The organism is Ruegeria sp. CRTD044, from assembly GCF_059613485.1.
The window spans coordinates 51,822-65,245 of sequence record NZ_JBXWSP010000011.1 but is presented as its reverse complement, the minus strand read 5'-3'; the positions used below and the strand labels follow the sequence as shown (position 1 = coordinate 65,245).

Annotated in this window: 11 protein-coding genes; all 11 read left to right on the top strand. The window is 63.2% G+C overall.

Annotated elements, in window-relative coordinates; translation table 11 throughout:
- Positions 1 to 61: 61 nt before the first annotated feature.
- The 11 genes from AC2FNL_RS10340 to AC2FNL_RS10290 all read left to right on the top strand — a co-directional run bounded on the left by AC2FNL_RS10340 (position 62) and on the right by AC2FNL_RS10290 (position 13,306).
- Complete coding sequence (locus AC2FNL_RS10340) at positions 62 to 1,597, top strand: sulfatase-like hydrolase/transferase (protein WP_496833484.1); 1,536 nt, start codon at positions 62 to 64, stop codon at positions 1,595 to 1,597.
- Positions 1,598 to 1,817: 220 nt separating this feature from the next.
- On the top strand, positions 1,818 to 3,503 hold the full coding sequence (gene aspT / locus AC2FNL_RS10335) for an aspartate-alanine antiporter (RefSeq protein ID WP_496833483.1): 1,686 nt from the start codon (positions 1,818 to 1,820) through the stop codon (positions 3,501 to 3,503).
- Between the two features lie 19 nt (positions 3,504 to 3,522).
- On the top strand, positions 3,523 to 5,139 hold the full coding sequence (locus AC2FNL_RS10330) for a bifunctional aspartate transaminase/aspartate 4-decarboxylase (RefSeq protein WP_496833481.1): 1,617 nt from the start codon (positions 3,523 to 3,525) through the stop codon (positions 5,137 to 5,139).
- Positions 5,140 to 5,255: 116 nt separating this feature from the next.
- Positions 5,256 to 6,236 carry a biotin synthase BioB gene (bioB, locus tag AC2FNL_RS10325; RefSeq protein ID WP_496833479.1) on the top strand — a complete coding sequence of 327 codons (981 nt, stop codon included), beginning with the start codon at positions 5,256 to 5,258 and terminating at the stop codon, positions 6,234 to 6,236.
- Positions 6,233 to 7,363: an 8-amino-7-oxononanoate synthase gene (locus AC2FNL_RS10320; RefSeq protein ID WP_496833477.1), complete on the top strand. Its 1,131-nt coding sequence runs from the start codon at positions 6,233 to 6,235 to the stop codon at positions 7,361 to 7,363. The genes bioB and AC2FNL_RS10320 overlap by 4 nt, the downstream gene beginning before the upstream one ends.
- A complete protein-coding gene (gene bioD, locus AC2FNL_RS10315; protein WP_496833475.1) occupies positions 7,360 to 7,980 on the top strand; it encodes a dethiobiotin synthase in 621 nt (206 codons plus the stop codon). The genes AC2FNL_RS10320 and bioD overlap by 4 nt, the downstream gene beginning before the upstream one ends.
- Positions 7,977 to 9,263 carry an adenosylmethionine--8-amino-7-oxononanoate transaminase gene (bioA, locus tag AC2FNL_RS10310; RefSeq protein WP_496833473.1) on the top strand — a complete coding sequence of 429 codons (1,287 nt, stop codon included), beginning with the start codon at positions 7,977 to 7,979 and terminating at the stop codon, positions 9,261 to 9,263. Before bioD ends, bioA begins: the two co-directional genes overlap by 4 nt.
- A complete protein-coding gene (locus AC2FNL_RS10305) occupies positions 9,260 to 9,877 on the top strand; it encodes a pimeloyl-ACP methyl esterase BioG family protein (protein ID WP_496833471.1) in 618 nt (205 codons plus the stop codon). The genes bioA and AC2FNL_RS10305 overlap by 4 nt, the downstream gene beginning before the upstream one ends.
- Positions 9,874 to 10,632, top strand: coding sequence for a methyltransferase domain-containing protein (locus AC2FNL_RS10300; protein WP_496833469.1), 759 nt, complete (start codon positions 9,874 to 9,876; stop codon positions 10,630 to 10,632). The genes AC2FNL_RS10305 and AC2FNL_RS10300 overlap by 4 nt, the downstream gene beginning before the upstream one ends.
- Positions 10,633 to 10,709: 77 nt before the next feature.
- A complete protein-coding gene (locus AC2FNL_RS10295) occupies positions 10,710 to 12,605 on the top strand; it encodes a PAS-domain containing protein (RefSeq protein ID WP_496833467.1) in 1,896 nt (631 codons plus the stop codon).
- A complete protein-coding gene (locus AC2FNL_RS10290; protein ID WP_496833465.1) occupies positions 12,605 to 13,306 on the top strand; it encodes a response regulator transcription factor in 702 nt (233 codons plus the stop codon). Before AC2FNL_RS10295 ends, AC2FNL_RS10290 begins: the two co-directional genes overlap by 1 nt.
- The last annotated feature ends 118 nt before the right edge of the window (positions 13,307 to 13,424 follow it).

The following is a 13,424-nucleotide window of genomic DNA, read 5'->3' as shown; positions in this document are numbered from 1 at the left end:
CCGAGGGAACCCCGACACAGTCCGCACCGTCGAACACCAGTTTTCCAATGGGAATCACGGCATGAGCCAAGCAGGAAACGTTCTTTTCATCATCATCGACCAATTGCGGGCCGATTGTCTGCGCGGTGCTCTGGCTGATCATGTCAACCTGCCCAATCTGCGCGCCTTCATGGACGAGGCCGTTTCGTTCGACCGGCATTTTTCCGTTACCAATCCCTGCGGGCCGTCCCGCGCCTCGATCCTGACCGGGCAATATGCGATGAACCATCGTTCGGTCCGCAATGGAACGCCGCTGCGCCATGACACGCCAAACATCGCCACCGAGATGCGAAAAGCCGGCTATCTGCCGATGCTGTTCGGCTATACAGACACCTCGGCCGATCCACGGGTTCATCATCCGAATGATCCGTCGGTGAAGACCTACGAAAGCCCGATGCACGGGTTTCACGAAGTACTCGAAATGCGACTTGAGGAGTCCTTTCTTTGGCGTTCCTACTTGATGCGCCGGGGATACGAGTTCGAAGACTACTGGGATCTCTACAAGCCGGTTTCGCCGGATGGGTCGGCCCCAAAACTGAACGACCCGGCCCTCTACAAGGCCGAGGACAGCGACACCGCATTTCTGACCAACAGGTTTCTGGACGGAATTGCCGCCTATCGGAACTCGGGATGGTTCGCGCATTTGACGTATATCCGTCCGCATCCGCCACTGGTGGCCCCCGCGCCCTACAACCGGATGTACGATCCCGACGCGTTGCCTTTGCCAAACCGTCTACCCAGCCCCGAGGACGAAAAGGCCGTGCACCCGTTCTTTGGACCCGCTCTGGACTCGAATACACCAAAAGACTGCGTGCAAGGTTTTTCCGAAGTTGGGCCGACGGATGAGAACACGCAGACCTTGCGGGCCGTCTATCTTGGATTGGCAACCGAGGTTGACCATCATATCGGCCGGGTCATCCGCTTTCTCAAGGACAGCGGCCAGTACGATGACACGCTGGTGGTGATCACTGCGGATCATGGCGAGATGCTGGGCGATCATTATTCGTGGGGCAAAATGTCGGTGTATGACGCGGCTTACCACACGCCGCTGATCATTCGCATGCCTGGCAACGCTCGGATGGCCGGCCAACGCGTCGAGGTGCCGACCGAGTCAATTGATGTCGCACCCACGATCTTGGACTGGGTTGGGCAAGAGCTCCCGAACTCGATGGATGGTCGATCCTTGCTGCCGCTGCTGCGTGGTGCCGGGCCACAGGACTGGCGCCGGTATTCCTTCAGTGAGCTGGACTTTGCCGATCCGCTGACGCCCACTCAGTTTCAGCGTGATCTTGAAACGGGTCACAGCAACTCGTGTCTGGGCATCTTGCGTAACGAGCGCTTTACCCTGGTCGAGTTCGCAGCTGACCTGCCGCCGTTGTTGTTCGACCACCACGGTCGGGGCGAGGCAGAGAATGTCGCCGCAAACCCTGACTACGCAGCTGATTTGGCGCGGCTTGGTCGTGAAATGCTGCGCCACCGTATGCGGAACATGGATCATTCCCTGTCCCTGCATTCCGTGACATCCCAGGGGCCGAAATCAGTGCGCAGGTTCGATTGATCCAGGCGGTTGCCGACGATTTTTCACACCTGTGCCGCCGCTGGCGGACACAGTTGCGAGCGGCTCGGTAGCCAAACAAATTCAGATAACTCAATGGACAAACGGTCCTCGTGGGGTATCGTGACCTTGGAAATTCCTGCGCTGATCGCAATCGTCCGGGCCTCCGGACAGCTGACGTTCAGGGTGGACTGAGCGACGTAACAAACCCGAAAGGCGCAGTATGGTCGATTGGCTGGTGAATATCCTGCAAACCTATCCGGAACTGGCTGTCTTTCTCGCCATCGGCATCGGGTTTTTGGTCGGACCAATCAAGGTCATGGGGTTCAGTCTGGGTTCGGTCACGGGCACCCTGTTGGCGGCCGTCGTGATCGGGCAGGCACAGATCAGTATCGATTCAGCGGTGAAGTCCACCTTCTTCATCCTGTTCATCTTCGCAGTTGGCTACGGCGTTGGGCCACAGTTCATTCGCGGCCTCAAAGTTGACGGCGCGCGCGAGGTGCTTTTTGCGCTGAGCGTTCTCGCCCTGTGTCTGGTCGTGCCGGTCGTGTCGGCCAAGATCGCCGGGCTCGAGCTTGGCTACGCCGCGGGCCTGTATGCCGGCTCGCAAACGATTTCTGCGGCGATCGGAGTGGCGACCGACCAAATCAACCAGTTGGGTTTGTCGGCCGAGCAGGCCAAAACCTATTCCAACCAGATCCCGGTCGCCTATGCGGTGACATATATCTACGGCACGATCGGGTCGGCGATCATTCTGGCCAAGATCGGCCCGCGCCTGATCGGTGTTGACCTGATGGCCGCCTGCAAGGAATACGAGGCCAAGCTGAGTGGCGGCGAGGATGTCGAGACCGGCGGCGGCATCGTTTCGGCCTATCGCGCGATCGAGGCGCGCGCCTTTGAGATTCCCGAAGGCAGCGAATTGCTCGGCCAGCCGGTCAAGGACCTGTTGCCCGGCGTCCGCGTCTATGCCGAACGCCTCAGCCGAGGTGGCAAGATCGTCGAGGTTGACGCGGACACGGTGCTGCAAGCGGGTGATGTCGTGATGTTCTCAGGCCGGCGCGGTGATCTTGTCGGAGCGCTCGAGCCCAGCCTCAAGGAAGCCGATGCGCCCGAACTGCTGAGCATCCCATCGGAAAAACTGGACGTTTTGATCACAAGCAAGGACGTGCACGGCAAGACATTGGATGAGCTCAGCAAGATGCCTCAGGCACGTGGCGTGTATGTGTCGAAGCTGACGCGCAACATGATTGATCTGCCGCTGCTGCCGGGCACGGTTCTGCATCGCGGTGACATTCTGACCATTCTGGGCAGCAAGCGCCATGTCGAGGCGGCCATTGCCGAAATCGGGTACGCCGACCGGCCCGTTGACACGACCGATCTGGCCTTTGTGGGCTGGGGTATTTTCATCGGGGGTGTCATAGGCACGCTTGCAATTACAATGGGCGGTTTTCCAATCAGCCTGTCGACCACTGGTGGCGCGCTGCTGGCCGGGCTGCTGCTGGGGTGGTTGCGCACCGTTCACCCGACCTTCGGTCGCATTCCCGCACCGTCGCTGTGGTTGATGAATACGCTGGGCCTGAATGTCTTCATCGCGGTCATCGGGATATCGGCCGGGCCCGGTTTCGTGGCCGGTTTGCAGCAGGCGGGTATCGCGCTGTTGTTATGGGGCATTGTGGCCACGTCCTTGCCGATGATTTTCTCAGTTTATGTCGGGCATTACGTATTCAAGTTCCACCCTGCCATCCTGTTTGGCGCCTGCGCGGGCGCCCGCACAACGACGGCTGCGCTCGGCATGATCCAGGAGGCCGCGCAAAGCCGGATTCCGGCCCTGGGCTACGGCATGCCCTACGCGATCGGAAACACCCTGCTGACGATATTCGGGATGGTCGTCGTTTTGATCCTCAGTTGATTTGGAAAGGTCTTGAGTCATGGACAGATTGAAGCTGCACGATTACGAAGCCCTCAGCCCCTTTCAGATCAAGGACGAACTGATCAAGCTGGCCTCGGTCGAGGCGCGCAAATCCAACAGCGCCTTTTTGAATGCCGGCCGGGGCAATCCCAATTGGGTCGCCACCCGCCCGCGTGAAGCGTTCTTTGCGCTTGGCCAGTTTGCCGTGACCGAGTCGCGCCGCGTCATGAATCATCCGGCGGGTCTGGGGGGGATGCCGGCAATGGCAGGTTGCCATGACCGTCTGTTGGAGTGGGGCAAGGCCAATTCCGAGATGCCGGGCGCCGACACGCTTTTGGATGTAGTCGACCACGCCATCCGGGCCTTTGGTTTCGACGCCGACGAATTCGTGCACGAGCTGACGGACTCGATCATCGGCGACAACTACCCTGTTCCCGACCGTATTCTGAAACACAACGCCGCCATCGCCCACGAATACCTGATGTGGGCCATGTGTGCCGGACACCGTCCCGATGCGCAGTTCGACCTGTTTGCGGTGGAAGGCGGCACAGCGGCCATGTGCTATATCTTCAAATCGCTCAAGGCCAACCGGCTGCTGAACCCGGGCGACACGATTGCCCTGTGCACGCCGATCTTCACGCCCTATCTCGAGATGCCCGAACTTGAGGATTACAGCCTCGAGTCCGTTCACGTTGAAACGGACGAGGAAGATGGGTTCCAACTGACCGATGCTGCAGTCGAAAAGCTGAAGGACCCCAAGGTCAAGGCCTTCTTTCTGGTCAATCCGGGCAATCCGTCTTCGGTGGCCCTCAGCGATGCTTCTCTGCGCAAACTCGCGGATCTGGTCGAGAACCACAGGCCGGACCTGATTGTCCTGACCGATGATGTGTACGGCACTTTCGTACATGATTTCACCTCGGTCATGGGCTACATGCCCCGCAACACTATCGGCGTTTATTCCTATTCGAAATATTTCGGCTGCACCGGTTGGCGGCTCGGCGTGATCGCCGTCGCCCAGGATAATATCTTCGACGAAAAGCTCGCCGCGCACCCGGCCGAGATCAAGCAGAAGCTCGACAAGCGTTACGGCACGCTTAGCCTGCACCCCAGCGAGATCAAATTCGTCGACCGGCTGGTGGCCGACAGCCGGGATGTGGCACTGAACCACACCGCCGGATTATCCCTGCCGCAGCAAGTCATGATGACGTTGTTTTCGCTCTGCGAGTTGGTCGACACAAAGAAAGCCTATCAGGCCGCCTGTATCGAACTGGTGCATCGACGGTTCCACCTGCTGACCGAAGCCTTGGGGATCGAGGTCCAGCCGGGTGATCACTATGATGCCTACTACGGCATCATCGACTTCGAATTCTGGCTGCGAAAATACGTCGGCGAAGAGGTCGTGGACTGGATCAAGAAGAACGTCCACCCGTTGGACATCGCGTTCAAACTGGCCGAGGACTATGGGATCGTGCTGCTGAACGGCAGCGGTTTCGATGCGCCGAACTGGTCGGCACGAGTATCTTTCGCCAATTTGGCGGATGAGGCATACACCCAGATCGGTCGCGCTGTCCGTTCGGTCGCGCGCGGTTATGTGCAGGCCTATCGGGCGGCGAACAACAAGCCACTTCACGGTTGAATCGCCGTTAGCGGTCACGGTCATTTTCTGCGCCTGTGACATCGCGGATGTTGCGTTTTCCGGCTTTATTGATAAACCCGAGTAAATCTGAATCATCGGGAAAAATTATCTATAAAATGTCGGCTACATCGAACACTTGGACCCGCGAAACCGCTCAGGCCATCTATGACCTGCCGCTGATGGATCTTCTGTATCGGGCGCAGACCGTACATCGCGAGAATTTTGACCCCAACAAGGTGCAGATGTCGCGGCTTCTGTCGATCAAGACCGGCGGCTGCGCCGAGGATTGCGCCTATTGCTCGCAATCCGCGCGAAACGGCTCCAAGCTGAGCGCCTCGAAGCTGATCGAGGTCGAACGCGTTCTGGCCGAGGCCCGCAAGGCGCGCGACTCCGGCTCGACCCGGTTCTGCATGGGCGCCGCATGGCGTGAACCCAAGGCGCGCGACATGGATGCACTGGTGGCGATGATTCAGGGCGTCAAGGCGATGGGCATGGAGACCTGCATGACGCTGGGCATGCTGGACGACACCCAGGTGGTGCAGCTGCGCGATGCCGGGCTGGATTATTACAACCACAACATCGACACGTCCGAGCGCTACTACCCCGAGGTGATCACCACCCGCACCTTCGCCGACCGGATCGATACGCTGAACCGCGTGCGCGAGGCGGGTATGAAGGTCTGCTCGGGCGGGATTCTGGGCATGGGCGAAAATGGCGAGGACCGGATCGACATGCTGGTGACGCTGGCCAACCTGCCCGAGGCGCCGGACTCGGTTCCGATCAACATGCTGATGCCGCAGGCTGATACCCCGTTGGCTGACGCCAAGCCGGTCGACCCGATCGATTTCGTGCGCATCATCGCGCTGGCGCGGATCATGATGCCGAAGTCCCACGTCCGTCTGTCCGCTGGCCGCAGCGACATGAGCGACGAGATGCAGGCCATGTGCTTCTTTGCCGGTGCCAACTCGATCTTTGCCGGCGACACGCTGCTGACCGCCGAAAACCCCGAGGAAAGCAAGGACGCGATCCTGTTCGCCAAGCTGGGCATCCAGCCGATGGAGGCGGAGTCCGAGGCCCGCGTGGACGCGGCCGAATGACAGCGACCGCAAGGCTGGGCAATGCGCTGAAGGTGCTGGAAACGCGCCATCGGCTGCGCAGGCTTGCGCCCCGCACGGGGCTGGATTTTGCCTCCAACGACTATCTGGGCTTGGCCGGTTCCGATGTTCTGAAACGCGCGGCGCAGGACGCGCTGGACCGCGGCGTTCCGCTGGGCTCGGGCGGGTCGCGCCTGCTGCGCGGCAACCACCCCGAGCACGAGGCGCTGGAAGCCGAGGCCGCCGCCTTTTTCGGCGCCGAGGCGGCGCTGTACATGGGCGGCGGGTTTCAGGCCAATCAAGCCATTTTTTCGACCCTGCCCGCAGCCGGGGATCTTATCCTGCATGACGAGCTGGTTCATGCCAGCGCGCATGAAGGGATGCGCTTGGGTCGGGCCGAGACCCGTGGCTTTGCGCATAACGACATTTCGGCGGCCCGCGCGGTGCTGGCCGACTGGCGTGCGCAAGGCGGCACGGGCCAGGTCTGGATCGCGGTCGAAAGCGTCTATTCGATGGAGGGCGATCTGGCCCCGTTGACCGCCCTGGCCGAGCTGGCCCGAGCCGAGCAGGCGGTGCTGGTTGTGGACGAGGCCCACGCCACGGGCGTCTTCGGCCCGAACGGGCAGGGACTGGCCCATGGGTTGGACGCCGAGGTGCTTACCCTGCACACCTGCGGCAAGGGGCTGGGCGCCAGTGGCGGGCTGATCTGCGGACCGCGTGAAATGATCGACACACTGATCAACCGGGCACGGCCGTTCATCTTTGCGACAGCACCGTCGCCGTTGGACGCCGCCATCGTGCGGGGCGCGCTGCGGGCCGTGGGGCAGGATCCTGGCCTGACATTGGCCGCGCGCGACCGGATGGCCCATGCCCATGCCGAGGCCGCGCGCCTGTGCGGGTTGACCGGATTTCACAGCCAGATCATGCCCGTAATCGTGGGCGAGGATGCGGCCACGATGGATCGCGCTGTGCGACTGCAACAGAGAGGCTTTGACGTGCGCGGCATCCGCCCACCCACCGTTCCGCGCGGCAGCTCGCGGCTGCGGGTCTCGATCACCGGCAACGTGGGCGCACAGGACATCACGGCGGTGTTTCAGGCCATCGCCGAACAACAGGCAGGAACCGCATGACCTCAGTGATCGTGACCGGAACCGACACCGGTGTCGGCAAGACCGTGTTTTCCGCCGGGCTGACCGCCGCCCTCGGCGCGCGGTACTGGAAGCCCGTGCAGTCGGGGCTTGAGGAGGAGACCGACAGCCAGATCGTGGCGCGCCTGTCCGGCCAACCAGTCCTGCCCGAGACCTATCTGCTGAACCTGCCCGCCTCGCCGCACCTGTCGGCTGAGGCCGAGGGCGTCGAGATCGACCTTGACCGGCTGACCCTGCCGCAGACCGATGGCCCGCTGGTGATCGAAGGGGCAGGGGGCGTCATGGTGCCGCTGACCCGGCAGGCCTATTACCTTGACCTGTTCGCCCGCTGGCAGGCGCCGGTGATCCTGGTGGCCAGGACGGCCCTCGGCACGATCAACCACACGACCCTGTCGCTGATGGCGCTGCGCGGGGTCGGTTGCCCGGTGGTTGGCGTTGCCTTCATCGGCGACCCCGAACCCGAGGTCGAACAGACCATCATCCAGATGTCGCAGGTGCCCCACCTGGGACGCCTCGGCCAGATCGAGAATCTGACACCCGACACCCTGCGCCATGCCTTCGAGGCGATCGACATGGACACGATCCGAGGTGCCCTGTGACCCCGCTGGAATTTGACGCCCGCCACCTGTGGCACCCCTACACGAACGTGGCCGACCCGGGCCCGATGCATCTGATCGACCGGGCCGAGGGCGTGTATCTGTTCCGCGAGGATGGGGTGAAGATGATCGACGCCATGTCCTCCTGGTGGTGCGCCATCCATGGACACCGTCACCCGGCGATCACCGCCGCCATGCAGCAGCAGCTGGACCGGATGCCCCATGTCATGTTCGGCGGTCTGACCCACCGGCCCGCCATTGATCTTGGCCGCAAGATGGTGGCCTTGCTGCCCGAGGGGCTGGACCGGATTTTCTATTGCGACAGCGGCTCGGTCTCGATCGAGGTGGCGATGAAGATGGCGGTGCAGTTCCAGATGGCCCATGGCCGCACCGACAAGGTCGAGTTCGCGACGATCCGCGGCGGCTATCACGGCGACACCTGGAAGGCGATGAGCGTCTGCGACCCCGTCAACGGCATGCACGGGCTGTTCCGCGGTGCGCTGTCGATCCAGCATTTCCTGCCGCGCCCGTCCGTTCGTCTGGGCGATGACTGGCCAGGGGACCCGGCGCAGAACGGACTCGACGCTCTGGAACAGTTGCTGCGGGACAAGGCGCACAGGCTGGCTGCGCTGGTGCTTGAACCGGTCGTGCAGGGCGCGGGCGGCATGTATTTCTATCACCCCGAGTGGCTGCGCCGGGCCAAGGCATTGTGTCAGGCCCACGACGTTCTGGTGATCTTCGATGAAATCGCCACGGGGTTCGGCCGGACCGGAGAGTTGTTTGCCGCCACCCATGCGGTGGTGACGCCGGACATCATCTGCCTGGGCAAGGCGTTGACGGGGGGGCATATCTCGTTTGCCGCAACGGTGACCACCGAACAGGTGGCTTATGGCATCGGCAACAGCGAGGCCGGCGTGTTCATGCACGGCCCAACCTACATGGCCAATCCGCTGGCCTGTGCGGCTGGCATCGCCAGCCTGGGGCTGCTTGAAGACGGCGACTGGCAGTCCCGTGTACGGGCCATCGAGACGCAGATGAAGGCCGAACTGGAACCGGCGCGCAGCCTGCCCGGCGTCGCCGATGTACGGGTGCTGGGCGCCATCGGCGTGATCGAGATGACGGACACCGTCGATCCTCGTATCGCGCATCGGCGGGCGCCGGAAACCGGGGTCTGGCTGCGTCCCTTCGCGCGAAACATCTACTGCATGCCGCCCTATGTGATCTCGGGCGACGCGCTGAGCCGGGTGACGGCGGCCATGGTCGAACTGGCGCGAGGCGACGCATGAGGCGGCACTGGCTGACCCGTGACGGCGGAGCGCAGTTGACGCTGGTGTTCGGCGGGTGGGCGCTGGGTCCTGCGCCGTTTGCGCGCCTGACCGGGGCGGCGGATGTTCTAGTGGTGGACTACTATCGCAACCTCGATGACGCGTTGCCCGAAACCGGCGACTATGACACGGTCCGCTTGCTGGCCTATTCCTTCGGCGTCGCGTCGGCCGCGCATTGGCTGGCGGGGCACGGGCTGACCTGTGTCCGCAAGGTTGCGATCAACGGCACGCTGTTTCCTGCAGATGCAGACCGGGGCATCGCGCCCGAGACTGTGGCGGCCACGGCTGATGGCCTGAGCGCGGCCAGCTTTGCCCGGTTCTGCCGCCGCGCCGGGCTGGAAGGCCCCGCGCCCGGGATCGATTTTGCCGCCGCGGCCGAGGAACTGCGGGCCATCGCGGCGCGCGGACCTGCGCCCGATCCCGGGTTCGACCGGGTCTGGATCTCCGCTTCGGACCGCATCGTGCCGACGGCTGCGCAGGAAATGGCCTGGGGCCAATCGGACACCGTGCGCCGCATCCCTGGCCCGCACCAGCCTTTCGCGGCGGGGCAGACCTGGGCGGAGTGGTTCGCATGAACGCCATGCCCACCGACCGCATCCGGCGCAGTTTCAGCCGCAGCTTCGGCAGCTATCATTGCGCCGCTGGCCCGCAGGCCCGGATCGCCCGCGCATTGGCGCAGCGGCTGGTCGATCTCGGGGCGCCCAGCCATTTTGGCACCCTGTTCGAAATCGGCTGCGGCACCGGCCATCTGACCGAGGCGCTGCACCAGCAGTTTTCGTTCACCCGGTCCACGCTCAACGACCTTATGGCCGAGGCCCAGGAAACTGCGCGGCGATGGGGCGCGGATTTCCTGCACGGCGATATCCGAAATGTGACATGGCCCGCGCGGCCCGACCTGATCGCCTCGGCCTCGACGGTCCAATGGCTGAACGATCCGGCGGCCGTGGTCCGCCGCGCCATGCATCAGGTCGCACCCGGTGGCTGGGTGGCCGTTTCGGGATTCGGCCCCGACCAGTACACCGAGCTTTCCGCGCTGGGGTCGGCCGCCCGCGCGCCCGGCTTGTGCGCCCCCGAGGATCTGGCTGCAGGCATCGGCCCCGAGGTTAAAATCCTCGACCTGTGGCAAGACCGGCAACCGCTGTGGTTCGACACGCCGTTGGACGTGCTGCGCCACCTGCGTCAGACCGGGGTGAACGGCCGCGCGGCGCAGGTCTGGACCCGCGCCGATCTGACTGACTTCAGCACGCGCTATCGCGCCGCGTTTTCCGGCCCCGAAGGCGTGCGCCTGACCTATCACCCCGTCTGGATCATCGCCCGCAAACCCGGCTAGGGGCCAACCGGTCGCATCCGGCCCCCCTACACCTGCCTGGAAACTGGTGATAGGCCTGTGCCCAGGGGAGGATCGGCTTGGACATATCCGAACAGCGCATCAAAGAGATGACCACCGCAGGGCTGAACCTGATCGGTCAGGCCCTGTCGATCTATGACGACAAGCTGCGCCTTGTGGTTAGCAACAAGCGCTTTCAGGAAATGTTCGACCTGCCCGAAGCCTTGGTGCAGCCGGGCGCGCTGTTCAGCGACACGATCCATTTTCTGGCTAGCCGGGGCGAGTATGGCCACGATCAATCGGTCGATGATCTGGTCAGCGTCCGGGTCGAACAGGCCTTGGCGTTCGAGCCGCACTACATGGAGCGCGTGCGCCCCAACGGCCAGGTGATCTCGATCGAGGGCGCGCCGCTGCCCAACGGTGGCTGGGTCGCCGTCTATACCGACATCACCAGCACCAAGCGGGTCGAAGAGCTGCTGCGCAGCCGGTCTGAGGAGCTGTCGGACCAGTTGCTGGGCCATGCCGAAGAGCTTTCGGCCACCAACCGGCAACTGGCCGCCACGATCAGCGCGCTGGAAGAGGCCAAGCGCCAGCTGACCGAGATCGAAGCGCGCACCCGCATGACCACCGAGATGATGCCGGCCCATATTGCGCATCTGGATGCCGAAGGGCGGTACGACTATTCCAATCGGCGGCTCAGTTCGGTCCTGCCGGGCCGGCCGTCGGACATCCTGGGGCTGCACATCTCGCAGGCGCTCGGCGCGCACGCCTACGAGAGGGTCCGGCCGCATCTGCAACAAGCCTATGACGGGCAGGCCTCGGTGTTCGAATTCACCGAGGATCAGGATTCGCGCCGTATCCGTGTCTCGTTCACGCCCGATGGCACGGGCGGCGTCTATATCATGTCGGTGGACATCACCGAGGAAACTCAGGCCCGCGTGGCCCTGCAGCAGACCCGACGCCGGGCGATGGCCGCGCAGATGACCAGTGGGCTGGCGCATGATTTCTCGAACCTGCTGACCATCATCCTGGGGATGCAGGCCAAGCTGGAAAAGATGGACCTGCCCGAAGACGCCGCCGAGCTTGTCGCGGCAACCCAGCAGACCGCGCGGCGCGGTGGGCAGCTGCTGAACCGCATCGCCGACATGACCGGCAACCGCACCCCGCAGCCGCAGGCCACCGACATGCGCGGCCTGCTCGAGGATCTGCGGGTGCTGGCTTCGCCTTCGCTCCCGCGTGGGGTGGGGCTGTCGGTGGTCAACACCCTGCCGGACGAGGCGTTGATGCTGGACCCGGGCATGGTTCAGGACGCGTTGCTGAACCTGGTGCTGAACGCCCGCGACGCTTGCGGCAGCAGCGGTCAGATCACCATCAGTGCCCATGCGATCGGCCGGATCTGGGTGGAAATCACCGTGTCCGATACCGGTCCGGGGTTTTCGCCGGATGCGCTGGACAAGGCGCTGAACCCGTTTTTCACCACCAAGGGCAGCAAGGGGTCGGGGCTGGGCCTGCCGATGGTTTATGACACGGTGAAGCTTGCAGGCGGAGACCTGCAACTGCGCAACACGCCCTCGGGCGCATCCGTAATGCTGCGGCTGCCCTACCGGCCCGCGCCGCCAGTTCAGTCGGGCTTGGCGCTGCTGGTCGAGGACAGCGACGATCTGCGCCACCAGTTCCGCGACATGCTGGTCGATCTGGGGCTGTCGGTAATCGAGGCGACCTCGGCGAATGAGGCCCTGGTTCTGGCCAACAGCTTGGACGACATATCGGTGATCCTGTCGGACATCCGGCTGGAGGGCGCTGCCACCGGCATTGATCTGATCGAACGACTTGCTCTACCACTTCCGGTGATCCTGATGACCTCGTTGCCCTATGATGATCCGCTGCACCGTCAGGCTCTTGCCAAGGCGCCGGTCCTGCGCAAACCCTTCACCCGCGCGCAATTGTCCGCGCTGATCCGAACCGAGGCCGCCTGATGACCCAACCCCTGGTGACCATTCTGGACGACGAACCCGAAATCCGCCGGATTCTGACTGAGGCGTTGGAGGATGCCGGGTTTCGAACGCAGAGCTTTGCCCGCGCCCGTGAATTTGAGGCGTCACTGAAACGGGTCACGCCGGATGTCTGCTTGGTGGACCTGTCGCTGCCGGATACCGACGGGCTGGCGCTGGTGCACCGGCTGGCACTGGAACAGGGGGCGGCGGTCATCATCATTTCGGGTCGGGCGCAGGTGCAGGACCGGGTGACGGGGCTGGAGTTGGGGGCTGATGACTACATCACCAAACCTTTTGACCCGGCTGAGGTGGTGGCCCGCATCCGCGCCCGTCTGCGTGCGCCCAAGGCACAGCAACACCCTTCGGATGTGGCTCGGTTCAACGGCTGGACCGCCTATTTCGATCGCTATGTGTTGGTGTCCGATACCGGCGCTGAAACACCGTTCAGCCATGCCGAAGGCGAAGTGTTGCGGTTGTTCCTGGAAAGTCCCAAACGCCTGATCAGTCGTGCGCAGATGCAGGAAACACTGGGTGGCGCGGCCGGTGAAAGCTTTGACAGGGCGATGGACGTGCGTATTTCCCGCCTGCGCACGAAGCTCGGCGAAGACCCGAAAAACCCGCGCCTTATCAAGACGATATACGGCGCGGGGTATATCTTTCTGGGGGATGTAGCATGGGATTGACCAATTCCGCGGGCTGGATTTGACTTACGCGACGCCGAACCAAACTACTGGTGAAGCGCTCCTGTTTCTTAGGCTGCCTCTGGAAATCCAGCTGAAGTGACCTTAACTTCTGCCGGCT